A 23,570-nucleotide genomic window follows, 5' to 3' on the forward strand; every position below is an offset into this window, starting at 1 on the left:
AGGGGCGGAAGGACACGGGTGGCGGGCGCCGGTCGTACTACACCCTCGCCAGGATCTGCTCGATCACGACCGCGACGCCGTCCTCGTTGTTGGCGGCCGTCCGTCCGGAGGCGGTCGCCAGCACGTCCGGGTGCGCGTTTCCCATCGCGTACGACATCCCGGCCCAGGTCAGCATCTCCAGGTCGTTCGGCATGTCGCCGAAGGCGACGACCTCGTCGGAGGAGATGCCGCGCTCGGCGCAGCAGAGCGCGAGCGTGCTCGCCTTGCTCACGCCCAGGTCGCTTATCTCCAGCAGGGCCGTGGGGCTGGAGCGGGTGATGGAGACGCGGTCGCCCGCCGCCGTACGGGCCAGTGCGAGGAAGGCGTCGGGGGTCAGGTCGGGGTGGTGCGCGAGCAGCTTGACCATGGGGGCGGCGGCGTTCGGGTCCGTCTCGTGGAGGAGCTTCTCCGCGGTGGCGACGGTGGCGCCCGGGTCCTGGTGGAAGGGCGGATACGCCGGTTCGTAGTGGATACCGGTGGTCAGCTCGATCGCGAAGGTCGTCCCCGGGGCGGCGTCGCGCAGGCTCCGTACGACATCCAGGGCGGTCTCGCGGTGCAGGGGGCGGACCTTCAGCAGCTCCCCGCCGGCGCGCAGATCGACGACCGCGGCGCCGTTGGCGCAGATCGCCAGTCCGTGGCCGTGCACATGGTCGCTGACGACATCCATCCAGCGGGCCGGGCGGCCGGTGACGAAGAAGACCTCGATGCCCGCCTTCTCGGCTGCGGCGAGCGCGGCGATCGTACGTTCCGAGACGGACTTGTCGTCGTGCAGCAGGGTGCCGTCCAGGTCGGTGGCGATCAGCCGGGGCCGGGCGGGGAGAGGGGAGTCGGTAGGCGAGGTCACGGGGTCATTCTCGCGTACCGGCGTGCACGGTCGGGCGGAGGGGCGCACATCTGAGAGGGCGTGGGACGGCGCTGTCACGGGCGCCGGGCTCCGTACGGTCCTCCGGGACCGTACTCGGCCCGCACGGTCTTCCGGGACGGTCCTCCGGGACGGTTCTCTGCGCGGGTGGGGCTCAAGAGGGACGCCTCCGACGCGACGAACCCGCATAGGGTCGCAACATGCGTCTGAGTACTGTGATCCTTCCTGTCCGCCGCTGGCACGACGGTGGCCGCGACGAGTGGCAGCGCGCCGAGCGGCTCGGTTTCGACACCGCCTACACGTACGACCATCTCTCCTGGCGGACCTTCCGCGACGGCCCGTGGTTCGGTGCGGTCCCCACGCTGACGGCCGCTGCCGCCGCCACCTCGCGCATCCGCCTCGGGACGCTGGTGACCTCGCCGAACTTCAGGCATCCGGTGACGCTCGCCAAGGAGCTGATCTCGCTGGACGATGTCTCCGGCGGGCGCGTCACACTGGGCATCGGCGCGGGCGGTACGGGCTTCGACGCCACGGCGCTGGGTCAGGAGGCGTGGACGCCGAGGGAGCGGGCCGACCGGTTCGCGGAGTTCGTAGAGCTGCTCGACCGGCTGCTGACCGAGGATTCGGTGACGTACGACGGGACCTTCTACTCGGCCGTCGAGGCTCGTGACATCCCGGGATGCGTGCAGCGGCCCCGGCTGCCCTTCGCGGTCGCGGCCACCGGTCCGCGCGGGCTGAAGCTGGCCGCCGGTCATGGCCGGGCCTGGGTGACGACGGGCGATCCGAAGCTGTTCGAGTCGGGTACGCCGGAGCAGTCCCGCGCGGCCATCCGCGGGCAGATCGAGCGGCTCGGCAAGGCCTGTGCGGAGATCGGGAGGGACGTGTCGGGGATCGAGAAGATCCTGCTCACCGGCTTCACCCCGGAACGGAGCGGACCGATGGAGTCCCTCGACGCGTTCGTGGACTTCGCGGGCAGGCACTTCGAGCTGGGGATCACCGAGATCGCGGTGCACGCGCCGATCCCTGATTCGGATTTCGCCGCCGATCAGCGGGTCTTCGAGAGGATCGCCACGGAGGCACTGGCACAGCTCCGGACATAGTCCGTCGTACGCGGCCGTGGTACGTCGCCGTGGTGCGCGACCGTCGTACGCGGTGTCCTGGGCGGCGGGGCGGGGCCCGTCAGCCGGGGAATCGCAGGTACCGCGGCGGCACGGATTCGGTGAGCCAGACTCCGTTGGCGCTCATGTGGAACACCAGGCCGCGGCGGTGCATCGCTCCCGCGTCCACCGGCAGCACGACGGGCCGGCCGCGGCGGGCGCCGACCCGGGTCGCGGTGTCGCGGTCGGGCGAGAGATGTACGTGGTGGCGGGCCATGGGGCGCAGCCCTTCGGCCCGTATCGCGTTCAGGTTGCGGGCGACGGTGCCGTGGTAGAGGTACGCCGGCGGCTCGGCCGGTGCCAGTTCCAGGTCGACCGCGACGGTGTGCCCCTGGTTGGCGCGGATCCGGTCGCCGTCGATCATGAAGCGCTGTTTGTCATTGACGGCGACCGCGTGGTCGAGTTCGGCGCGGCACATCCGGAAGCCGTGTTCGGCGGCCGCGCGGATCAGTTCGTCGACCGCCACCCAGCCGTTCGCGTCGAGAGCGATACCGATCCGCTCGGGCTGATGGCGCAGATGCTTTGAAAGGTACTTGGACACCTTCACGGTGCGTCGTTCGTCGGATATTCCGGTCATACGGACAGAGTGCCGGGTGGTGTCGGCGCTCGGCCAACCATTTTTGAAATGGTCGTGGTCCATAGGTTTGATCCACAACCAACTCCGCTTATCCACAGGCGATTTGGCGATTCTGTGGACAACGGACCTGGTCTTTTAGCCTATTTAGTCAATATCGCTGCTTTGTCTGTGTGTTGTGGTGAGTCCGTCCAAGGTCCTTGCCTGAAGCTCTCGTTCTGTTGCGGCGGTGACGAAGGCCGCGATGTTCTCCTGGCCAACCAGCCTCTGTACGGACCGAATCGTGTCGGCGGGCAGCGCCACCGTGACGGCCTCGGCGTCCGGGAGAGGGGCGGTGTGCTCGATCTGTGCGCGAAGCTCCATGTCGGTGCGGGGCCCGTGCACCTCGACCAGACCGAGCACCCCGCCCAGACCGCGCCCTGTGTTCCAGGCCTCCAGCAGGTCCTTGACGGAGGCCAGGGAGTAGCCTCGGCCCAGCAGACCGGCGATCTGCCGCAGCCGGGCGAGATGGACGTCGCCGTACACATTGGCCCGCCCGCGCCGCTCCGGGCGGGGCAGCAGGCCGCGGTCCTGGTAGGCGCGGATCGTACGGACCGTGGCGCCGCTCGCCTGCGCCAGTCCCTCGATCCGGTACTCGGTGCCGGACGAGGACGCTGCCCCGATCCCGTCCGACGGCGCCGATCGCCGGGTCCGCCCGGTCTGCCCGGTCTCCGGTCCCGGCACGTTCACCGCCCGTGTCCCCGAGCCGCGCGGCCCGCCGCGCCCGAGGCCTCTCCGGCCGCCGCACGGGCCGCCGGGGAGTGCGCCAGATACTCGACGGCCCGGCGCAGCGAGCCCTCCCGCGAAGGGTGGTACGACCGCCGGAAGTAGCGGGGTATCGCCGCGCCCAGGTCGCGCCAGGCCGGCAACAGGCCTTTGCCGACAGCCTTGTTGTGCTCACGCAGGGAGTAGCGCGTCCGGCCGGCGAGCCGGGGGTCGTGCCGGATCAGGTGGGCGGCGCCCCGGCCCCACATCCACAGCAGCACGGGCACGGTGACGCACATGGTCCCGACCCGGCGGGCGTATCGCAGGGGATCCGGGCCGCCGCAGTGCTCGTACAGGTCGAACGCCACGGCCCGGTGCTCCACCTCTTCCGCACCGTGCCAGCGCAGCAGGTCGAGCATGACCTCGTCCGATCCCGCCCCGTCCAGCGCCTCCGCGCGCAGCACCCAGTCGCCGAGGACGGCCGTGAACTGCTCGATCGCGGCGACGAACGCCAGCCGGTACAGCAGCCACCTCCCGGCCGGCAGCGGGATCCACCACGGCGGCTTCTCGCCGAGCAGCCGCTCGAAGAGGAAGTCCACGTGCCGTGTGTACGGCTCGGTGTCCAGCTTCTGCTTCGCCAGGTGGTCCAGTACGGAGGAGTGCTGCACGCTGTGCGTGGCCTCCTGCCCCATGAACCCCTTGACGTCCCTGAGCAGTTCGGGGTCCGTGACCAGCGGCAGGCTCTCCTTGAAGACCTTCACGAACCACCGCTCGCCCGCGGGCAGCAGCAGGTGCAGCACATTGATGACATGGGTGGCGGTGGGCTCGTCCGGTATCCAGTGCAGGGGCGTCTCGCGCCAGTCGAACGAGACCCGGCGCGGCACGATGGCGTACTGCCCCGCCCGCCGATCCCTGTCCCCGGCGCTCACAGCGGAGGCTCCACCCGGGCGATCGCGCGCAGCACCCTGGGCGCGATCCTGGACAGCAGCCGCGCACCGCGGGCCTCCGGGGTGACGGGCACGACGGCCTGGTCGCACACGACAGCGCGCAGTACGGCGTCGGCGACCTTCTCCGGCGGATAGTTGCGCAGCGCGTACAGCCGCGATGTCTTCTTCCTGCGCTTCTCCTCGTCCTCCGCGGAGGCGCCGGCGAAGCGGGACGTGGAGGTGATGCCGGTGTTGACGATGCCGGGGCAGATCGCGGACACGCCGATGCCCTGGCCGGCCAACTCGGCCCGCAGGCACTCGCTGAGCATCAGCACCGCCGCCTTGGACGTGCTGTACGCGGGCAGCAGCCTCGACGGCTGAAAGGCCGCGGCGGAGGCGGTGTTGACGATATGGCCGCCTTGGCCACGCTCCGCCATCTGTTTGCCGAAGAGCCGGCAGCCGTGGATGACGCCCCACAGATTGACGTCCAGGACCTGCTTCCAGTCGTCGGTGGTGGTGTCGAGGAACGCTCCCGACAGCCCGATGCCCGCGTTGTTGACCAGGACATCGACGGTGCCGTACTCCGACGCGACCTTTTCGGCGAGGTTCTCCATCGCCTGTCCGTCCCCGACGTCGGTCTGTTCGCTCCAGGCCTCCGGGGCGCCGATCAGCCGGGCCAGTTCCGCGGTCCGGGCAGCCCCCTCCGCGTCCCGGTCGACCGCCACGATCCGGGCGCCCGCCTCGGCGAACGCGAAGGCGGTGGCACGGCCGATGCCGGAGGCCGCGCCGGTGACCAGGACGAGCTGCCCGCCGAACCGCTCGGCGTACGGGCCGCTCGGTCCCGTGACCCCGACCGGGTCTCCGCCCTCCTCGTGGGCGGTGACGAAATCGCCGATCCACGAGGCCAGTTGGTCGGGGCGAGTCCGCGGGATCCAGTGCTTGGCGGGCAGCGAGCGACGTACCAGCCCCGGTGCCCACTCCTCCAGACCGTCGTAGAGCCGTTCCGACAGGAAGGCGTCCTCGGTCGGCGTGATCAGCTGGACGGGCGCGTGCGCGTAGGCGTCGGTACGCGGCCTGCGCAGCCGGGGACGGATGTTGTCCCGGTAGAGCCAGGCGCCGTGCGCCGCGTCCCGCGGCAGGGACGAGGTCGGATACGCCCCGCCGGGGATCTTCTCCATCCGCCGGAGGATCTTCGGCCACTGCTTGCCGAGGGGGCCGCGCCAGGCCAGCTCGGGCAGGACGGGTGTATGCAGCAGGTAGATGTACCAGGACTTGGCGCTCTGCCCGAGGAGTTGGCCCGTCCGGCGCGGAGTGGGACGCCGCGCACGACGCTTGATCCAGAGCCCCAGGTGGTCGAGGGACGGTCCCGACATCGAGGTGAACGAGGCGATCCGGCCCTCCGTCCGCGCGACCGTGACGAATTCCCAGGACTGGACGGAACCCCAGTCGTGGCCGACCAGATGGACCGGCCGGTCCGGGCTCACCGCGTCGGCGACCGCCAGGAAGTCGTCCGTGAGCTTCTCCAGCGTGAAGCCGCCGCGCAGCGGCTCCGGCGCCGTCGACCTGCCATGTCCCCGTACGTCGTACAGCACCACGTGGAAGCGCTCGGCGAGCCGTCCCGCGACCTCCGACCAGACCTCCTTGCTGTCCGGATAGCCGTGCACGAACAGCACGGTCGGCCGCGCCGGATCGCCCAGCTCGGCGACGCACAGCTCGATTCCGCCCGTCCGCACCCAGCGCTCCCGCGCCCCTGTCGGCCCGAGGCCCGTACCGCCGCTCCCACGGCCACCCGTGCGCCCGCCCGTCTGCCCACCGGCGCCTTCGCCCGCACATCCACTCGTACTCATACGGCGGCCTCCGCCCAGCGCCGCACATGCGGCAGATCGTCATCCAGCCAGAACGCGCCCTGTTCCGGGTCCCGGGAGTCCGTGACCACGAGAATCTCCTCGAACTTCGCGCCCGTACCCCGGAATCCGAGATGCGGCTCGACCGCCCACAGCCCCGGCGCGGGCGGGTGGTCGGAGAATCTGTACGGGCTCCACAGTGGCGACCAGCCGTCACGGTGACCACGCAGCGCGTCACTCGCCAGCCCCTTGAGCGACTGTGCGCCGAAGCCGAACACATGTGGTGACCAGCGGCGCTCCTTCACGCGGTCGACCTTGTGGGCGATGACGCCGAACGGATAGGCCCGATGCCGGTTGGCGTACCCCTGCCGGACCATCAGCCGGTCCACGTCCTCGTAGATCTCCCGGAGCGAGCGCCGCTCGCGCACCTCGCGCAGGATCAGCTCGCGGTGCGCCTCCAGGTCGGCGAGAAGCCTGCCGTGCAAGGGCGGGGGATGCGGGCCGAGACAGCCCGAATATCCGACATCGGCCGTAAAGCCGCGGTACACCGGCGCCAGGTCGAGGATGAACGGCATTCCCGCTTCCAGCCTGCGATCGGTGGGGAAGAACTGGAGCGGTATCCGGAAGCCGGTGAAGGCCGTACGGTCCCCGAACCACGCGAAGGGCAGATGGAACCAGTCACGCACGCCCCGGGCGCGCAGCCACTCGCGCTGCATCCGCGCCGCTTCGCGCTCGGTCACTCCCGGCCTCAGCCGCGCGGCGACCGCCTCCGCGCACGCGTACGCCAAGCGCTGCACCTCTCTGAACCCGCGCAACTCCGCGGTCGGTCCGTCCGTCACCGTCGCGCGTCCCACCGTCGCCGCGCGTCCCACCACTGGATCGCGTCCTGCCACTGCCTCAACTCCCGTCACCGCCTTGCCCTCCACCGGTCACTCCCGCGCCCATCCCGGACACGCTCTGTGTTCGTAATGTGACACTGATGAATGTGACAATGCCTGACGGCTGCGTCAAGGGCCGGGTGTTACCTGTGGATAACCGGGTGGCGACGCGGCCCCTTACGGGCCCGTACGCCTGAAGGCTGACATGGATACAGCCGTCTGGTCTGACGTTCCCCATGGCGTACGCGCCTACCTTCGTACCGTGACTGTCATCGCGACCGAAAGCCTGAGCAAGCGGTTCCCCCGGGTGACCGCGCTTGACCGGCTCTCCCTGGACATCGGACCCGGTGTGACCGGCCTGGTGGGCGCCAACGGAGCCGGCAAGTCCACCATGATCAAGATCCTGCTGGGGTTGTCCCCCGCCACGGAGGGCCGGGCCTCGGTGCTCGGGCTCGATGTCGCCACCAGCGGCGGCGCCATCCGTGAGCGCGTCGGATACATGCCCGAGCACGACTGTCTGCCACCGGACGTCTCGGCCACCGAGTTCGTCGTACATATGGCGCGCATGTCCGGGCTCCCCCCGACCGCGGCCCGCGAGCGAACCGCCGACACCCTGCGCCATGTCGGCCTCTACGAGGAGCGATATCGCCCCATCGGCGGCTACTCGACCGGGATGAAGCAGCGCGTCAAGCTCGCGCAGGCGCTGGTCCACGACCCTCAGCTGGTGCTCCTCGACGAGCCGACCAATGGCCTGGACCCGGTCGGCCGCGACGAGATGCTCGGCCTGATCCGTCGCGTCCACACCGACTTCGGCATCTCCGTCCTGGTCACGTCGCACCTCCTGGGCGAACTCGAACGCACCTGTGACCACGTCGTCGTCATCGACGGCGGAAAGCTGCTGCGCTCCAGCTCCACCAGTGACTTCACCCGGATCACCACGACGCTCGCGGTCGAGGTCACCGACACGGACACGCACCCCGACGGCACGCGCGTCCTGCGCGAATCCCTCGCCGCGGCCGGGATCACGCTCCACCCCGGCATGGAGGAGGGGCTGCCCGGAGCGGGGCACATCCTGCTGGTCGAGGCCACGGGCGAGGAGACGTACGACATCGTCCGCGACACCGTGGCCGAACTCGGCCTGGGGCTCGTACGGATGGAACAGCGGCGCCACCACATAGCGGAGGTCTTCAGCTCGCAGCAGACCGCCGAGGCGGCCCACGGAGCCCACGCACCGCGCGAGAGCCACGCCGCCGGTCCGGCGGGCACGGACTCGGCGGCCACGCACGCGGCAGCCCCGGACTCGGCGCCGTACGCAACGCAGAAGGGAGGCGCCCGCGATGAACACTGAAGCTGAGCTCGGAGCCGGAACCACGGGCGGAGCCGGAAACCCCGCAGCCGCCGGAAACGGTACAGCCGCCGGAAACGGTGCAGGCGCCGGAAGTGGTACGGGCGCCGGAAACGGTACGGGCGCCGGGAGCGACACCACCCGGATCCACAACATCGGTTACCGCAACTACGACGGCCTGCGGCTCGGCCGGGCCTACGCCCGCCGGTCCCTCTACTCGCAGTCGCTGCGCGGCGCGTACGGACTCGGCCGCTCGGCCAAGTCCAAGGTCCTGCCGATGATCCTCTTCGCGGTGATGTGCCTGCCCGCCGCGATTGTCGTCGCGGTCGCCGTCGCCACCGACCTCAAGAGCCTGCCCCTCGAATACACGCGCTACGCGATCTTCACGCAGGCCGTCGTCGGTCTCTATCTCGCCGCGCAGGCCCCGCAGTCGGTCTCGCGCGATCTACGCTTCAAGACCGTGCCGCTCTACTTCTCGCGCCCGATCGAGTGCGTCGACTACGTGCTCGCGAAGTACGGCGCGATGGCGTCCGCCCTGTTCGTGCTGACCGGGGTGCCGCTCGTCATCCTCTACGTCGGCGCCCTGCTCGCCAAGATGGACTTCGTCGACCAGACCAAGGGATTCGCACAGGGGATGGTGTCGGTGGCGCTGCTCTCTCTTCTCTTCGGCGGGCTCGGCCTCGTGATGGCGGCCCTGACCCCGCGCCGCGGCTTCGGCGTCGCGGCCGTGATCGCCACGCTGACCATCTCGTACGGCGCGGTCTCCACCCTCCAGGGGATCGCCTGGGCTTCCGACAGGATCGGTGCCGTCCAGTGGATCGGTCTCTTCTCGCCGGTCACGCTCATCGACGGCGTACAGACCGCCTTCCTGGGCGCCTCCTCGTCCTTCCCGGGCGAGGCCGGGCCCTCGGCCGGCGTGGGCGTCGTCTATCTGCTGGTCGTTCTCGCGCTCGTCCTCGGCTCGTACGCCGTTCTCATGCGCCGTTACCGGAAGGTCGGGCTGTGACCATCATCAATATCGACCACACCTCGCGCTGGTTCGGCAATGTGGTCGCCGTCAACGACGTCACGATGACGATCGGCCCCGGCGTCACCGGCCTGCTCGGTCCCAACGGCGCGGGCAAGTCCACTCTCATCAACATGATGGCCGGCTTCCTCGCCCCCTCCACGGGCACCGTCACCCTCGACGGGCAGCGGATCTGGCGCAACGAGTCCGTCTACCGGCAGATCGGCATCGTGCCGGAACGGGAGGCGATGTACGACTTTCTCACCGGTCTCGACTTCGTCGTGGCCAACGCCGAACTGCACGGACTCGGCGCCAAGGCGGCTCACGAGGCCCTGGCCACGGTCGAGATGGAGTACGCGCAGGACCGCAAGATCGCGACGTACAGCAAGGGCATGCGCCAGCGCGTGAAGATGGCGTCCGCGCTGGTCCACGAACCGTCCGTGCTGCTCCTGGACGAGCCCTTCAACGGTATGGACCCGCGTCAGCGGATGCAGTTGATGGAACTGCTGCGGCGTATGGGCGCCACGGGCCGCACCGTCCTGTTCTCCTCGCATATCTTGGAGGAGGTCGAGCAACTCGCCTCGCACATCGAGGTGATCGTGGCCGGCCGCCATGCCGCCTCCGGTGACTTCCGCAAGATCCGCCGTCTGATGACCGACCGTCCGCACCGCTATCTCGTCCGGTCCAGCGACGACCGCGCGCTCGCCGCCGCGCTGATCGCCGACCCGTCGACGGCCGGTATCGAAGTGGATCTCGCCGAGGGCGCGTTGCGCATCCAGGCGGTCGACTTCGGCCGCTTCACCGAACTGCTGCCGCGGGTCGCCCGTGAGCACTCCATCCGGCTGCTCACGGTCTCGCCCTCGGACGAGTCCCTCGAGTCGGTTTTCTCCTATCTCGTAGCGGCCTGAGCGGCCTGAAAGGAGCTGTGACGTCATGTACAACCCCACAGTCGCCCGGCTCACCTACCGGGCCCTGCTCGGCCGGCGCCGGGCCGCGATCCTCTTCGTACTGCCCGCTCTGCTGATCCTCATCTCGGCCGCCGTCCGCATCCTCAACGGGGCGGACGACCAGGTCGCGGCGGATGTGCTGGGGGGCTTCGCCCTTGCCACGATGGTGCCGCTGATCGGCGTCATCGCGGGTACGGGCGCGATCGGGCCCGAGATCGACGACGGCTCGATCGTCTATCTGCTGTCCAAGCCGGTGAAGCGGCCGACCATCGTCTTCACCAAACTGATCGTGGCGATCGCCGTGACCATGGCGTTCTCCGCGATTCCGACCTTCGTCGCCGGATACATACTCAACGGCAACGGCCAGCAGATCGCGATCGCCTACACCGTCGCGGCGCTCGTCGCCTCGATCGCGTACAGCGCGCTCTTCCTGCTGCTCGGCACGGTCAGCCGTCACGCGGTGGTCATCGGGCTCGTCTACGCGCTGGTCTGGGAGACGCTCTTCGGCAGCCTGGTATCGGGCGCTCGGACGCTCAGCGTCCAGCAGTGGGCGCTGGCGCTCGCGGAGAGGATCGGCGACGGGAGCACGATCACCTCCGATGTGGGACTGCCCCTGGCGGTGTGCCTGCTGGTGGGTGTCTCGGCGGTCGCGACCTGGTACGCGGGCCAGAAGCTCAAGACGCTGACGCTCGCGGGCGAGGAGTGAGCGGTCAGCCTGCGCATGGGCCGTTACGGCGTCAACCCCTGCCCGGTGGGCGGGGGTTGACGCGTAACTGTACGTTTATCGGCTCGTTGTTCAGGGCGCGTGGAGGCAACTGGAATTCGTGACGTCGAGCGTTCGTGAAACTGGGGATTGCCGGTGCCGGCTCGAATAGCCGCACCGGTCATTGAGTGAGTAGCCACCGTGAGCCGACCTCCACCCCTGAAGCCCGGGGAGAGGGCCGACCATCATCGGTTCACAAGTGGAAGGAACAGCCATGCCACCAGAAGGTGCTCTGCTCGAATCGCGCACCCTGCGTGTCGAACATCTCGGGCGCATCGACGCCCTCGACAAGATCAAGGCTCTGGTCATGCTCCCGGACGGCATCCATGTCCGGACAGAGGACGTGTCCCGGTACTTCGAAGTATCCACAGGCGTCATCAGGCAGTTGACCGTACGGCATCGAGCTGAGCTCGCAGAGAACGGGATGCGCGTGCTACGGGGCTCTGACCTGCGGCGCTTTCATAGTGACATGGTGTCACTATGTTCTGCCGACGGGAGGGAAAGTTATCCACAGGCAGTCACTCAGCTCACGCTCTACACCCGACGAGCAGTGCTCAACATCGCGATGCTTCTTCGGGACAGCGACATCGCGCGCTGTGTCCGTACGTACCTCCTCGACGCCGAGGACGAACTCCGCAAGGGGTACGCGGACCTCGACCGGCGCGTGACCAATGTCGAGTCCTGCCTGGGTGCGGTCGGGGCCGCGCTTCAGGAACTGGGGCCGGTCCTGCACCGGATGTCGTGCCGGCTCGACAGCCTGGACCGGCGGCTCGACGCCACCAACAAGGTGGTCGCTGCCATGGGCAACCGGCTCTGCGAGATGTCGGCCGACATCAACCGTCTGGACGCCAGGGTGGACGATGTCGTGCATCAGCTGAGGGACCTGCGCCGCGGTCGTAAGCGCCGCTGAGCTGCTTCCGTTCCCGTTCCCGTACCCGTTTCCCTTTCCCGCTCCTGCGGGCAGGGACGGGGACGGGTCGGATATAAGCCGGTGCGGTCCGTGCCGCGAATAATCGGTGGCACCGAACTGCTGTCCCGGGCAGAGTAGTTGTGTCAGGGGGCACACCACGGGACCGGGAGCGGAGCGCGGCGATGACCGGGATTCCGAGTCCGTCGAGTTCCCAGCAGGGCAGCACCGAGCAGGCTCCGGAGTAGCCACCAACTACTCCGCGCGGCCTCCGGGGCACCGCCCGGGGGCGGCCGCTTCGAGCGCGCGTCAGCGCGGGCCGCCCCTCCCGCCCTCCCTGTTTGAAGGACGCTCAATACCAGTACGAGTCCCGGACGCAGGACCAGTTACCAGGCCCCACACGGCTAGCTAGCCGAGGAGCAGCTTCTCCAGCACCACCGCGATGCCGTCGTCCTCGTTCGACGTGGTGATCTCGTCCGCCACGGCCTTCAGTTCCTCGTGCGCGTTCGCCATCGCCACACCGTGCCGTACCCAGCCGAACATCGGGATGTCGTTCGGCATATCGCCGAACGCGATCGTGTCCGCCGCCTTGACGCCGAGTCGCCGCGCGGCCAGCGAGAGCCCGGTGGCCTTGCTCAGGCCCAGCGGAAGGATCTCCACGACCCCGGCTCCGGCCATCACCACATCCACCAGGCTGCCGACTGTCGCCCGTGCCACCCGCGCCAACGCGTCGTCGTCCAGCTCGGGGTGCTGGATGTACACCTTGTTGAGCGGGGCCGACCACAACTCCGTCGGATCCTTGACCGCCACCGTCGGGAGCGGACCCTCCAGCAGCCGGTAGCCGGGGCCGACCATCACCTGGCCGTCGAGGCCGTCCCGGCTCGCGGCCATCGCCAGCGGCCCGGCCTCCGCCTCGATCTTGGCGAGCGCCAGTCCGGCCAGCTGCCGGTCCAGCGTCACCGACGTCAGCAGCTTGTGCTCGCCGGCGTGATAGACCTGCGCGCCCTGGCCGCACACCGCGAGACCCTCGTACCCCAGGTCGTCCAGTATGTGCCGGGTCCAGGGCACGGCACGTCCGGTGACGATGATATGAGCGGCGCCCGCCGCGGTGACCGCGGCGAGAGCCTCACGCGTGCGCGTGGAGACCGTGTGGTCGTCACGGAGCAGCGTGCCGTCGAGGTCGGTCGCGACGAGCTTGTACGGGAACGAGCCCGCGGAGGACGGCTCGGCCGAGCCAGCGGGCGCGGGCGCCGACGGTGTCGCGGTTGACGACGCGGAAGCGGGACCCGTACTCACTTGGCGATCGGCTCCAGCACCTCACGGCCGCCGAGATACGGGCGGAGCATCTCGGGGACCCGCACCGAACCGTCGGCCTGCTGGTGGTTCTCCAGGATCGCCACGATCGTGCGCGGTACGGCGCAGAGCGTGCCGTTCAGCGTCGCGAGGGGCTTGACCTGCTTGCCGTCCCGCATACGAGTGGAGAGCCGACGGGCCTGGAAGCCGTCGCAGTTGGACGCGGAGGTCAGCTCGCGGTACTTGCCCTGCGTGGGGATCCACGCCTCACAGTCGAACTTCCGCGAGGCCGAGGCGCCCAGGTCGCCCGTGGCCACGTCGATCACCTGGAAGGGCAGCCCGAGGCCGGTCAGCCACTGCTTCTCCCAGTCCAGCAGCCGCTGGTGCTCGGACTGGGCCTCCGCCGGGTCGACGTACGAGAACATCTCGACCTTGTCGAACTGGTGGACCCGGAAGATGCCCCGGGTGTCCTTGCCGTACGTACCGGCCTCGCGGCGGAAGCACGGCGAGAAGCCCGCGTACCGCAGGGGCAGCTTGTCGGCGTCGATGATCTCGTCCATGTGGTACGCGGCGAGGGGTACCTCTGACGTGCCGACCAGGTAGTAGTCGTCCTTCTCCAGGTGGTACACGTTCTCCGCGGCCTGGCCGAGGAAGCCCGTGCCTTCCATGGCGCGCGGGCGGACCAGCGCCGGCGTCAGCATGGGGATGAAGCCGGCCTCGGTCGCCTGCGCGATCGCCGCGTTGACGAGAGCGAGCTCCAGCAGGGCGCCGACGCCCGTCAGGTAGTAGAAGCGCGAGCCGGACACCTTGGCGCCGCGCTCGACGTCGATGGCGCCCAGGGACTCGCCGAGCTCCAGGTGGTCCTTGGGCTCGAAGCCCTCCGCCGCGAAGTCGCGGATCACGCCATGCGTCTCCAGGACGACGAAGTCCTCCTCGCCGCCGACCGGGACGTCAGGGTGGACGACATTGCCGAGCTGGAGGAGGAGCTGCCTGGCCTCCTCGTCGGCCTCGTGCTGCTCGGCGTCCGCCGCCTTGACGTCGGCCTTCAGCTGCTCCGCCTTCTTGAGCAGCTCGGCCTTCTCCTCGGGGGAAGCCTTGGGGATCAGCTTGCCGAGCGATTTCTGTTCGGAACGCAGCTCGTCGAAGCGGACTCCGGACGCCCTGCGCCGCTCGTCGGCGGAGAGCAGGGCGTCGACGAGGGCGACGTCCTCTCCACGGGCGCGCTGGGAGGCGCGAACACGGTCGGGGTCCTCACGGAGCTGGCGAAGGTCAATCACCCCACCAGGCTACCGGTGCGCGCTGACAGCGCCCCACTCGATATCAACAAGCGTGTCTCTTTGTCTGAATTGCCTTGATTGGGAAACTTGTCGTGAAATCCCTCGTCGGTCGTTCGCTGTTCGTCAATAAAGGGGATTCCATTCCCCGGAACGAGTCATTCTGCTGCTACCGCGTTGACCCACTTCCCTTGTGTGGAACGGGACTTGGGCCGGGTCGGGCGCGCGCCTTGTCCACAGGAATGCACAGGGGCACTCAAGTTATCCACAGGCTGTGTGGGAAATCTGTGGATCGCCGGATTGATCGATCCGAGGTGGTGTGCGAGCGGGAAGGCGCCCCTCTCAAACCCACTCCAGTTACTCATTTGGGTGGGAATTACTCCCTCCAACGAGTTGATCACTGGAATTGAGCTGACACGGGGCGGCCTAGCGCCCTGTGGATGGAAGTGGGGCACCTGGGGGGATTTGTCGACTGTGTCGGATTGCGTTGTCGACTTGTCCCCAGGTCGAGAAGGGCTCCTGTGGATAACTCTGCCCTACATCCACAGGCATCGGACGGCAGGCCTCGAACATGCCCGAGGCGTGAGGCGTCGTGGGCGTGAGGCGTCGTGCGGGACCCGGTGGCGAAGCGCCGGGCGTCAGACGCGGCCGTCCTGGCTGCGCCCGAGCCAGTCCGCCGCCTCGATGAACGCCGTGTCCGACGTACCGGGCCGCAGCGTCCCCACATCCGCCGCCGAGACCCCCGCCCGCGGATACGAGCCGAGGAATCGCACCTTGGGGCAGATCCGCTTCAGTCCCATCAGCGCCTCGCCCACCCGCCGGTCCGCGATGTGACCCTCGGCGTCCACGGCGAAGCAGTAATTACCGATGCCCGCTCCGGTCGGCCGCGACTGGATCAGCATCAGGTTGACCCCGCGCACGGCGAACTCCTGGAGCAGTTCGAGCAGCGCGCCCGGGTGGTCGTCGCCCAGCCAGATGACCACCGACGTCTTGTCCGCGCCCGTCGGCGCCGCCGGGCGCGCGGGGCGCCCCACCAGCACGAAGCGCGTCTCCGCGTTCTCGGCGTCGTGGATCTCGCTGACCAGGGGCTCGAGACCGTACGTGGCCGCCGCGAACTCGCCCGCGAAGGCCGCGTCGAAGCGGCCCTCCTGCACCAGCCGCGCCCCGTCCGCGTTCGACGCGGCGGACTCCCACAGCGCGTGCGGCAGATGGGTCCGCAGCCAGTTGCGTACCTGCGGCTGGGCGACCGGGTGACCGGTCACCGTCTTCACGTCGGAGAGCTTCGTCCCGGGCCGTACGAGCAGGGCGAAGGTGATCGGCAGCAGCACCTCGCGGTAGATCGTCAGCGGCTCACCGGAGGCGAGTTCGTCGAGCGTCGAGGTGACCCCGCCCTCCACCGAGTTCTCGATCGGTACGAGCGCGGCCGCGGCCTCCCCGTTCCGTACGGCGTCGAGAGCCGCCGGTACGGACACCATCGGAACGAGTTCCCGGGTGGCGGCCTCCGGGAGCGTACGGAGGGCGGCTTCCGTGAAGGTGCCCTCAGGACCGAGATACGTGTAGCGCATGGCCGACATACGGTCACCTTAATGGGCCGACCGAGTTCATGATTCCGGGCTCCGGAACCCCCAGGTCGTAGGGCTGCCGCAGACGGATGCCCGACGCGCGGCCACGGCTGTCGCAGCGGGACGCGGGACGCGCGCGGCTCAGGATTCCAGCAGCCGCTGGCCCACGTACTCCCCTTCCCGCGCGCCACCCGGCACCGCGAACAGCCCGCTCGCCTCGTGCCGGATGAACACCGACAGCGCGTCCCCCCGGTCGAGCTTGCGCTGCACCGGTACGAATCCCTTGAGCGGATCGGCCTGCCAGCAGATGAAGAGCAGCCCCGCGTCCGGCGTCCCGTCCGCCGCGATCCCGTCGTGGAAGGAGAAAGGGCGGCGCAGCATGGCGGCGCCGCCGTTCTGCTCCGGTGCCGAGATCCGGGCGTGCGCGTTGGCGGGGATGACCGGCTTGCCGTCGGGGTCCGTACGGTCGAGATCCAGATCGGTCATCTCCGTGCCCCCCGTAAGGGGGGCGCCGTCCGACTTGCGCCGTCCGATGACCTTCTCCTGCTTGCCGACGCTGAGTGCCTCCCAGTCGTCCAGGAGCATGCGGATACGTCGTACGACGGCGTAGGAGCCGCCCGCCATCCAGGCCGGGGTGCCGGCCGCCGGGGTCGCCGGTACGAAGATCCGCCGGTCGAAGTCGGGCTCGGCCGGTTTTGGGTTGCCGGAGCCGTCGATCTGGCCCATCAGATTGCGGCTGGTCATGGGGTGCGCGGTGGCGCCCGGTGACCGGTTGAAGCCGTTCATCTGCCAGCGCACCCTCGCTGCCGCTCCCGCGTCCTTCTGGAGCGTACGCAGGGCGTGGAAGGCGACCAGCGCGTCGTCGGAGCCGATCTGGATCCAGAGGTCTCCGTTGCTGCGGCCGGCGTCGAGATGATCGGCGGAGAAGGCGGGCAGCGGGTCCAGGGCGGCGGGCCGGTGCCCGGCCAGGTCCGTACGGTCGAAGAACGTACGGCCGAAACCGAAGGTCACGGTGAGGGACGAAGGGCCCGCGTCCAGGGCGATACCGGTGTCGTGACTGCCGCTGACCCCGCCTCCCGCGTGGTTCCCGGCCGGCTCTCCGGCCATCATGGTGCGTGCCGAGGCCGACCAGCGGCGCAGCAGCGCGGCGGCTTCCTTCCGTCCCGCGCCCGGGGCCAGGTCGAAGGCGATCAGATGGCCACGGGCGTGCATCGGGGTGGTGATGCCCGGCTGGTGTGCGCCGTGGAAGGGGACGGAGCCCGTACCGACGGTGGTCAGCGCGGTCGCTTCCTCCGGACGGCCGGCCGCGTAACCGGTGGCTCCGCCCACCGCGCCGAGTGCCAGCCCGGTGGCGCCCGCCGCGCCCGCGGTGCCGAGCAGCCGCCGCCTGGAGATACGGGCGACGGGGGCGTGGCCGCCCTCGCCCTGGTCCTGGTTGTCCTGATCCTGGCCACGGAGGTCGCGGCCGTGCTGGTCCTGCCGGGTGTCGCTCACGATGGGTCAGCCGATCTTCACGTTCTTGTCGACGGTTGTCTGGTCGATGTCGGAGGTCCGTACGGTCAGCCGAAGCCGCCAGTCGCCCGGCATCGGGAGCAGTACGGGGTCCGCGGTCCAGCGCCCGGGGGCGGCGCGCTGGGGAACGATCGGCAGCGGGCCGATCTTCTCGGCCACGAGGGTGAAGGAGGCCTTCACCTCGGGCACATCCAGCGGCTTGTCGTCGGGGCCGTAGATATTGACCCGCATCAGATTGGCGCCGGAGCGGGCCGGGTCGAGGGTCAGCCGCGCGGTGCCCTTGCCGTTCCGGCCGCCGGTGTCGAAGGGCAGGCTGAGGCTGACGGGCTCGTCCTTCGCGGGGGTGGTGGCGGCCGTGCCGCCGGTCCGGTTGGCTTCCTGCTCGGCGGTACGGCCCGGCTCGGTGGAGGTCAGCGCGGTCGTGACGGCGAGGAGTACGACGGCGATGCCGGCCTCGGCCAGTACGGAGCGGCGCAGTCCGGTACGGGTCGGGTCGGCGTCCCGTATCCGCTTTTGGCGTGCGGACGCCAGTGCGGCTTTCTGGCGGGCGAGTTGGGTAACCCTTTTACTGTCACCGACGACGGTTGTCGCGGCGGCGGCGGTCTCGGACCCGGCCCCCTTCCCGGTCTCCGACTCCGTCGCCTCCCTGGCTCCGGACCCGGTTCCGCCCGTGCCCCTGGCTCCGGATTCGACTGCTGCCCCGGCCTTCGTTCCGGTCTCCGCTCCCGCCATGACCTCCACTCCGGCCATGACCTCCGTTTCCCTGCCCGTATCGCCGAGTGCACCGGATTCCGACTCCCCGTCAGCCCGCTGCCCCAGCCGACCTGTCCACCGCCGAGAGAACCACGCGACCCCGACCAGCACAGCGACCAGCCCGACCTTGACCAGCAGGAGCTGCCCGTATGACGTGCCCCAGAGCGCCGACCACGATCCGACCTGACGCCAGGACTGGTAGAGCCCGGTCGCGGCGAGGACCACGACGCTGACGAAAGCGACGCGGGAGAACCGCAGTACCGCCGCGCTTTCGATGAACGGCGCCCGGTAGAGGGCGACGAGCAGCGCGGTGAGCCCGCCGAGCCAGGTCGCCACCGCGAGCAGGTGCAGGACGTCCACCGGCATGGCGATACCGGGCTGGATCCCGGTCGAGGCGTGCTCGGCGAGTGCCCAGGTGCCCGCGATCCCGGCCGCTACGACCGTGCCGCCCAGGGCGAGTCCGAAGGTGAGGTCCTGCTTCTCCTCGTCCCGCTCCTCGTCCTTCCCGTCCTCCTTTTTGTTCCCCTCCTCGTTCTTCCTCTCGTCGCCCTCCCCGTCCAGGGATGTCCTCTGCTTGGCGTACGCGCCGAAGAGGACGGCGATGAAGAGCGCGGCGGCGCCGAGGAGCAGCAGCCGGGAGACGAGTGCCGCTCCGGTCTTGGTGGCGAGGACGTCCTGGAGTCCGCCGAGATCGAAGGCGTCGCCCAGCTTGCCCGAGCCGGTGTACGGATTGCGCAGGAGCAGCAGGGCGAAGGTGGCGGCGGTGAGGGTGAGCCAGCCCTGGACGACCAGCCGTTGCAGGGGGCGTACGGACGCGCCGCGCTGCCAGCAGCCGAGGACGAAGGCCGCGCCGCCCACGAGCAGGATGAAGCCGGCGTACGAGATGTAGCGCGCGATGTCGTACAGGGTGCCGACCAGTCCGCCGCCGGCCTCCTCGTCGGACACGGCGGCGGCGGTCTTCGACGGTGCTCCGACGGAGAAGGTGAAGGCGCCGGAGATGGGGTGGCTGTCGGCGGAAACGGCCTGCCAGGCAACGGTGTACGTGCCGTCGGGCAGCCCGGATCGCAGGTCGACGGCGTACCGGACGGTGGAGCCGTCGCTCAGGTTGCGGACCTTCTGGGCGTCGACCCGCTTGTTGTCAGGATCGAGAACTCGGATCGAATTGTCGCTCAGGGCGATCTGTTCGGAGAAGGTGAGGGTGATGTCCTTGGGAGCTGTGGCGACCACCGCCCCATCCTCGGGAGTGCTACCGGTCAGCGCGGCATGCGCCGACGCCGTGCCGGAGAGCACGGTGAGAACGGTGCCGAGCAGCACCGTGGTGACGAGCAGCAGCCGCACCAGGGGCGCGGTTCCCAAGCGTGGGGCGATGGCTCTCATGACGTGTCAGTCCCTCGGTTCAGTCCCTTTGGTGCGGGGCTAGTGCTGGGCGGGGTTGTAGTTGGTCGCCTTCACGGGAAGCTCGACCTTGATGGGGTCGGTCTTCTCGAAGTGCAGCTCGATGCCGACCTTCTGACCCTGCTTGGGCTGCTGCTTGAGATTCATGAACATGATGTGGTTGCCACCGCGTTCGAGATCCAGTTCGCCGCCGGCCGGGATGTCGAAGGACTTCACCTCGCGCATCTTCTGGTTCTCGGTCTGGTGGATGGTGATGTCGTCGGAGAGGCCGCTGGTGACGGAGGTGAGCTTGTCGTCGGCGCCACCGTGGTTGGCGACGACGAGGAAGCCGGCCGCGAGGTCGCCGACAGGCTGCGGCATATAGCCGCCCTCGGCCTTCAGTTCGGGCGAATCGGAGGAGCAGCCGGCCAGCGTCAGTGCCAGCGTGGCCGCGAGGCCGACGGCGAGTGCGGGAACGGGAAAGGGGCGGCGGTTCACGGGTTCTCGCCCTTGATGAGCTTGGGGAGGTCCTTGGCGTAGTCGTCCGAGGTGGTGTCCTCGCCGTACAGGACGTAACCCGCGTCGGTCTTCGGGGAGAAGGCGATGACCTGGGCGCCGTGCATGGAGGTGATGCTGCCGTCCTTCTCCTTCTTGGGTGCCTCGATGCCGATGCCGAGCTGGCGGGCGCCCGCCTTGATGGTGTCGAAGTCGCCGGTGAGCCCGGTGAAGGACGCGTCGCCGGCGCTGGGCAGCCACTTGGCGAGTTCGGCGGAGGTGTCGCGCTCGGGGTCGGTGGTGACGAAGACGACCCGGAGCTTGTCCTGATCGGCCTTGGGGAGCGCCTTCTTGGCGATGGCGATGTTGCTCATCGTCAGCGGGCAGACGTCCGGGCAGTTGGTGTAGCCGAAGTAGATCAGCGTCGGCTTGCCCTTGGTCTCCTCGCGGAGGTCGTAGCTCTTCCCCTCGGTGTCCTTGAGGACGAGGTTCGGCTTCTTGAAGGGGGCGTCGAGCACGGTCGCCGCTTTGGTCTTGCCCTGGGCGGACACATCGGCGACCGGGCTCTTCGAGGGGTCGTCGCCGCTGTCGCCGCCACAGGCGGTCAGAGTGAGTGCCGCCGCCGCGGCGAGCGCGGCGGCTACGGTCAGGGTCTTCTTGCGCATGGGGATATTTCCTGGTCGTTCCGGTGGTGGGGTACGGGCACCGGGCACGCGGGGCCGGCCGGGGGCCGGGGTGTCCCGGCCCTGTGTTCCAGCCTCGCGTGCCACGGGCGCGCGGTGGGTCAGGCGGTGCGGCGGCGTCCGGCCAGGATGCCGAAGGTCACCCCGGCGGCGCCGACGACGATGCCGGCGATGCCGAGGACCCGGGCCGTGGTGTCGCTGCCGGAGGCGGAGGCCGTCTCGGACTTCGTGTCTCCGCTCTTCGCTCCGTCCTGCGCTCCGTCCTGCTTCGAGGCGGCTCCGGCGGCTCCGGCGGTGGCCGAGTCGGCCGCTCCGCCGTGTTCGTCGTCGGTGGCCGCGGTGAGCTTCAGGACGGGCGCCGGGCTCTCGGGCTCCTCCTCGCCCTCCTTGGGCGCCTCGATCCAGCGGACGACGTCCTTGTTGTCGTACGTCTGGAGGGTCTTGAACAGCAACTGGTCGGTGTCCTCCGGGAGTTGTCCGACGGAGAGGGGGAACTGCTGGAACTCACCCGATGCGATGCCCGGCCCGGTCCTGCCGCCGGTCGCGGTCCAGGTGACCTTGGAGACGGCCTCGGTGATGGTGCTGCCGTGCATCTTCAGTGGCTCGGCGAGCTTGCTCTTGGTGACGTCGACCTTCCAGCCGGACACGGGCTGGGGCATCACGGAGGCCAGCGGGTGCTCGGCCGGGAAGTTCACCTCGACCTTGGTGGTGGAGGCGTCGTCGCGCTCGTTGGGGACCTTGAAATTGATCGTGGCGTAGCCGCCCTTGGCGGCCTCGCCCTGCGGCTGCACGCTGACATGCGCGGACGCCGGCCCGGCCAGCAGGAGAAGGGTGGTCGCGGCGATACCACCGGCGACGGAGACACGGGCGACGTTCTTGGCCGCGAACGCCGGGAACGCCGAGAACGCTGACAACGATGACAACGCTGGGAACACAGCACACTCCACGGTGTGAGGGAGAGAAAGTGATCAGACAGGGGTCGCGACGGCGCGAACGCGCGGCGGCAGCGCGACATCACCCCCGTCCGTGCGGAGTGTGTCGCGTCAGGCGGCGAGCGCGAGTACGCGTGCGGAAGCGGGAGCGGGGACGGCCGGAGGGCCGCGTCTGCTCACTGTGTGCTGGAGCGCTTCCCCGGCCGGTGTCGGGGGAGCGTGGTACGAGGTGCGCGGGGCGCGCGGTTCCTGCGCCGGTACGCCGGGCAGTCCGGCGCACAGGGCCCGTACGAGCGCGAGCGCGGCGCGCAGGGCGCGCAGCGGCGCGCTGTCGGTGACATCGCTGATGCCGTGCGCCGAGAGATCGGCGATCCGCAGAAGCGCGAGATCTCCGCGGCGCAGCAGCCAGCCCGTCGCGAGCGCGGCCAGCAGGTGCCCGAGAATCATCGGGAGGGACGGCAGCAGCCCGTCGGCGGAGGCAGAGACCGAGGCAGAGACCGAGTCGGAGACCGAGGCCGACACAGAGCCGGATCCCGATACGGATCCGGACGCGGAAGCCGGGACCGATGCGGCGGATCCGAGTGCGGGCGCCATGTGGTGATGGAGGCTGCCCATTCCCGTGCCGCCCGCCGAACCCGCCGGGTTGATCCCCGCGTTGGCGAGGATCCGCTGCGCGTCGACATGGCTGAGTGACGTGGGGCCGGCTCCACAGACCAGTTTCGCGGCCATCCTGATCAGCGCGTCGTCGGTGCCCGCCGGGACCGTGAGGTGCCGCTGGCCGAGGCCGAACACCGTATGCAGGGCGAGCTGTCCGCCCGTCAGGGCGGCGACGATGGTCGCTGTCGACCGTGCGCGTCCCGCCAGCGGAGCGGCGACCGCGAACACGGACAGGAAGCCGAGCACCAGGCTCCACCAGGGGACGGCGGCGCAGGCGGCCAGCGCGTGTCCTGTCGCCGACAACACGACACAGACCGCGGTGAAGACCGCGGCCCTCAGCAGCCGCGGAGCGGCTCCGGCGCGTGCGAAAGGCTCGGACATGGCCGAGCCATCATCGCACTGAGGGTCCCGGCCCCGTAGGGCAGGTCCGGAAGATGACCCTCTGTCCTATACAGCGCCATGCGCCGCATACGCGTCCGCCGAATGAGGGCTATCACAACAATCGCGTGCTTACGACCCGAGATGGAGGGCAATACGTATCGGTACGTCGAGCCGCAGACAGGAGGCTGGAGCATGAGCATCTGGTGGTCTCTCCACTTGCGGCGCGAAGCCGCGAGCGTTCCGCTCGCCCGGCGCCTTCTGCTCGGCGCCATGGAAACCGCGGGAGTCGACCCCGACATCTCCTTCGATCTGTCGGTGGCGCTCAGTGAAGCCTGTGCGAACGCCGTCGAGCACGGCGGGGACGCCCGTACGGGTGAGCCGCTCGGTGCGTTCCGGGTGACCGCGTATCTGGACGGCGAGCGATGTCGTATCGAAGTGGCCGATTCGGGGCCGGGTTTCCCCTCCCGGCGGGTGGTGCGGCGCACCGCGCCCGCGCCGGTGCCCGCCCCGACGTCCGAGAACGGCAGGGGGCTGTGTCTGATCGAGCAGCTCGCCGATCATGTGCATTTCCGTAACCGGCCGGGGCACGGCGCGGTGGTCAGCTTCGACAAGATCCTGAAATGGCGGGAGGACGCCCTGCTCAGAGCCATGTGAGCTCGGAG

At 69.5% G+C, this 23,570-nt stretch carries 22 protein-coding genes; 7 read left to right on the plus strand and 15 right to left on the minus strand.

The genetic code is table 11. The features are described 5' to 3' along the window. Positions 1-37: 37 nt before the first annotated feature. The gene (locus ACIQD6_RS15715) at positions 38-883 is read right to left on the minus strand and encodes a Cof-type HAD-IIB family hydrolase (RefSeq protein WP_401882502.1); all 846 of its coding nucleotides are present in this window, start codon (positions 881-883) and stop codon (positions 38-40) included. Positions 884-1,101: 218 nt separating this feature from the next. On the opposite strand from ACIQD6_RS15715, the gene ACIQD6_RS15720 reads away from it, so the two are divergent. Further along, entirely contained in the window at positions 1,102-2,001 is a 900-nt protein-coding gene (locus ACIQD6_RS15720; RefSeq protein ID WP_401882505.1) for an LLM class flavin-dependent oxidoreductase, read from the plus strand. Between the two features lie 79 nt (positions 2,002-2,080). Here the strand turns inward: ACIQD6_RS15720 and ACIQD6_RS15725 are convergent, their stop codons facing one another. From ACIQD6_RS15725 to ACIQD6_RS15745, 5 genes are all read right to left on the minus strand, one after another. Beyond that, a complete protein-coding gene (locus ACIQD6_RS15725) occupies positions 2,081-2,635 on the minus strand; it encodes an RNA 2'-phosphotransferase (RefSeq protein WP_401882508.1) in 555 nt (184 codons plus the stop codon). Positions 2,636-2,779: 144 nt separating this feature from the next. Continuing rightward, positions 2,780-3,295 (minus strand): MerR family transcriptional regulator, encoded by a 516-nt coding sequence (locus ACIQD6_RS15730; protein ID WP_401882893.1) that lies wholly within the window; start codon positions 3,293-3,295, stop codon positions 2,780-2,782. A 62-nt stretch (positions 3,296-3,357) separates the two neighbouring features. Then, positions 3,358-4,305, minus strand: coding sequence for a metal-dependent hydrolase (locus ACIQD6_RS15735; protein ID WP_401882511.1), 948 nt, complete (start codon positions 4,303-4,305; stop codon positions 3,358-3,360). Next, positions 4,302-6,149, minus strand: coding sequence for an SDR family oxidoreductase (locus ACIQD6_RS15740; protein ID WP_401882513.1), 1,848 nt, complete (start codon positions 6,147-6,149; stop codon positions 4,302-4,304). The genes ACIQD6_RS15735 and ACIQD6_RS15740 overlap by 4 nt, the downstream gene beginning before the upstream one ends. Further along, the gene (locus ACIQD6_RS15745; RefSeq protein ID WP_401882895.1) at positions 6,146-6,985 is read right to left on the minus strand and encodes a M24 family metallopeptidase; all 840 of its coding nucleotides are present in this window, start codon (positions 6,983-6,985) and stop codon (positions 6,146-6,148) included. Before ACIQD6_RS15745 ends, ACIQD6_RS15740 begins: the two co-directional genes overlap by 4 nt. 244 nt (positions 6,986-7,229) lie before the next feature. On the opposite strand from ACIQD6_RS15745, the gene ACIQD6_RS15750 reads away from it, so the two are divergent. The 5 genes from ACIQD6_RS15750 to ACIQD6_RS15770 all read left to right on the plus strand — a co-directional run bounded on the left by ACIQD6_RS15750 (position 7,230) and on the right by ACIQD6_RS15770 (position 11,995). Beyond that, positions 7,230-8,372 carry an ABC transporter ATP-binding protein gene (locus ACIQD6_RS15750; protein WP_401882516.1) on the plus strand — a complete coding sequence of 381 codons (1,143 nt, stop codon included), beginning with the start codon at positions 7,230-7,232 and terminating at the stop codon, positions 8,370-8,372. Continuing rightward, positions 8,362-9,375, plus strand: coding sequence for an ABC transporter permease (locus ACIQD6_RS15755; protein ID WP_401882518.1), 1,014 nt, complete (start codon positions 8,362-8,364; stop codon positions 9,373-9,375). The genes ACIQD6_RS15750 and ACIQD6_RS15755 overlap by 11 nt, the downstream gene beginning before the upstream one ends. After that, positions 9,372-10,283, plus strand: coding sequence for an ABC transporter ATP-binding protein (locus ACIQD6_RS15760; protein ID WP_401882521.1), 912 nt, complete (start codon positions 9,372-9,374; stop codon positions 10,281-10,283). Before ACIQD6_RS15755 ends, ACIQD6_RS15760 begins: the two co-directional genes overlap by 4 nt. 25 nt (positions 10,284-10,308) lie before the next feature. Further along, positions 10,309-11,028: an ABC transporter permease gene (locus ACIQD6_RS15765; RefSeq protein WP_401882524.1), complete on the plus strand. Its 720-nt coding sequence runs from the start codon at positions 10,309-10,311 to the stop codon at positions 11,026-11,028. 271 nt (positions 11,029-11,299) lie between these two features. After that, complete coding sequence (locus ACIQD6_RS15770) at positions 11,300-11,995, plus strand: hypothetical protein (RefSeq protein WP_401882527.1); 696 nt, start codon at positions 11,300-11,302, stop codon at positions 11,993-11,995. A 405-nt stretch (positions 11,996-12,400) separates the two neighbouring features. Here ACIQD6_RS15770 and ACIQD6_RS15775 read toward each other — a convergent pair whose 3' ends face one another. From ACIQD6_RS15775 to ACIQD6_RS15815, 9 genes are all read right to left on the minus strand, one after another. Beyond that, positions 12,401-13,288, minus strand: a complete 888-nt coding sequence (locus ACIQD6_RS15775; protein WP_401882530.1) for an HAD family hydrolase — start codon at positions 13,286-13,288, stop codon at positions 12,401-12,403. Continuing rightward, the gene (gene serS / locus ACIQD6_RS15780) at positions 13,285-14,562 is read right to left on the minus strand and encodes a serine--tRNA ligase (RefSeq protein ID WP_401882532.1); all 1,278 of its coding nucleotides are present in this window, start codon (positions 14,560-14,562) and stop codon (positions 13,285-13,287) included. The genes ACIQD6_RS15775 and serS overlap by 4 nt, the downstream gene beginning before the upstream one ends. A gap of 635 nt (positions 14,563-15,197) precedes the next feature. Further along, positions 15,198-16,133: a prephenate dehydratase gene (gene pheA / locus ACIQD6_RS15785; RefSeq protein ID WP_401882533.1), complete on the minus strand. Its 936-nt coding sequence runs from the start codon at positions 16,131-16,133 to the stop codon at positions 15,198-15,200. 129 nt (positions 16,134-16,262) lie between these two features. Continuing rightward, positions 16,263-17,516, minus strand: coding sequence for an iron uptake transporter deferrochelatase/peroxidase subunit (gene efeB, locus ACIQD6_RS15790; protein ID WP_401882898.1), 1,254 nt, complete (start codon positions 17,514-17,516; stop codon positions 16,263-16,265). Positions 17,517-17,621: 105 nt separating this feature from the next. Next, on the minus strand, positions 17,622-19,763 hold the full coding sequence (locus ACIQD6_RS15795) for a copper resistance CopC/CopD family protein (protein WP_401882535.1): 2,142 nt from the start codon (positions 19,761-19,763) through the stop codon (positions 17,622-17,624). 39 nt (positions 19,764-19,802) lie between these two features. After that, positions 19,803-20,258, minus strand: a complete 456-nt coding sequence (locus tag ACIQD6_RS15800) for a copper chaperone PCu(A)C (RefSeq protein ID WP_401882537.1) — start codon at positions 20,256-20,258, stop codon at positions 19,803-19,805. Further along, positions 20,255-20,920: an SCO family protein gene (locus ACIQD6_RS15805; protein ID WP_401882538.1), complete on the minus strand. Its 666-nt coding sequence runs from the start codon at positions 20,918-20,920 to the stop codon at positions 20,255-20,257. Before ACIQD6_RS15805 ends, ACIQD6_RS15800 begins: the two co-directional genes overlap by 4 nt. A gap of 119 nt (positions 20,921-21,039) precedes the next feature. Continuing rightward, positions 21,040-21,852, minus strand: coding sequence for a YcnI family protein (locus ACIQD6_RS15810; RefSeq protein WP_401882540.1), 813 nt, complete (start codon positions 21,850-21,852; stop codon positions 21,040-21,042). A gap of 129 nt (positions 21,853-21,981) precedes the next feature. Further along, entirely contained in the window at positions 21,982-22,908 is a 927-nt protein-coding gene (locus ACIQD6_RS15815) for a hypothetical protein (protein WP_401882543.1), read from the minus strand. 192 nt (positions 22,909-23,100) lie between these two features. On the opposite strand from ACIQD6_RS15815, the gene ACIQD6_RS15820 reads away from it, so the two are divergent. After that, a complete protein-coding gene (locus ACIQD6_RS15820; protein WP_401882545.1) occupies positions 23,101-23,562 on the plus strand; it encodes an ATP-binding protein in 462 nt (153 codons plus the stop codon). Positions 23,563-23,570 lie beyond the last annotated feature (8 nt).

It is taken from the genome of Streptomyces sp. NPDC088400 (genome assembly GCF_044753355.1).
In the GTDB taxonomy this organism is placed as follows: domain Bacteria; phylum Actinomycetota; class Actinomycetes; order Streptomycetales; family Streptomycetaceae; genus Streptomyces.

What these genes read in the sequence shown, in the direction of transcription:
- ACIQD6_RS15720 (WP_401882505.1), top strand. Translation starts at nt 1,102, where the DNA reads ATGCGTCTGAGTACTGTGATCCTTCCTGTCCGCCGCTGGCACGACGGT.
- ACIQD6_RS15725 (WP_401882508.1), bottom strand. Translation starts at nt 2,635, where the DNA reads ATGACCGGAATATCCGACGAACGACGCACCGTGAAGGTGTCCAAGTAC.
- ACIQD6_RS15740 (WP_401882513.1), bottom strand. Translation starts at nt 6,149, where the DNA reads ATGAGTACGAGTGGATGTGCGGGCGAAGGCGCCGGTGGGCAGACGGGC.
- ACIQD6_RS15750 (WP_401882516.1), top strand. Translation starts at nt 7,230, where the DNA reads ATGGATACAGCCGTCTGGTCTGACGTTCCCCATGGCGTACGCGCCTAC.
- ACIQD6_RS15755 (WP_401882518.1), top strand. Translation starts at nt 8,362, where the DNA reads ATGAACACTGAAGCTGAGCTCGGAGCCGGAACCACGGGCGGAGCCGGA.
- ACIQD6_RS15765 (WP_401882524.1), top strand. Translation starts at nt 10,309, where the DNA reads ATGTACAACCCCACAGTCGCCCGGCTCACCTACCGGGCCCTGCTCGGC.
- ACIQD6_RS15770 (WP_401882527.1), top strand. Translation starts at nt 11,300, where the DNA reads ATGCCACCAGAAGGTGCTCTGCTCGAATCGCGCACCCTGCGTGTCGAA.
- pheA (WP_401882533.1), bottom strand. Translation starts at nt 16,133, where the DNA reads ATGTCGGCCATGCGCTACACGTATCTCGGTCCTGAGGGCACCTTCACG.
- ACIQD6_RS15795 (WP_401882535.1), bottom strand. Translation starts at nt 19,763, where the DNA reads ATGAGAGCCATCGCCCCACGCTTGGGAACCGCGCCCCTGGTGCGGCTG.
- ACIQD6_RS15805 (WP_401882538.1), bottom strand. Translation starts at nt 20,920, where the DNA reads ATGCGCAAGAAGACCCTGACCGTAGCCGCCGCGCTCGCCGCGGCGGCG.
- ACIQD6_RS15815 (WP_401882543.1), bottom strand. Translation starts at nt 22,908, where the DNA reads ATGTCCGAGCCTTTCGCACGCGCCGGAGCCGCTCCGCGGCTGCTGAGG.
- ACIQD6_RS15820 (WP_401882545.1), top strand. Translation starts at nt 23,101, where the DNA reads ATGAGCATCTGGTGGTCTCTCCACTTGCGGCGCGAAGCCGCGAGCGTT.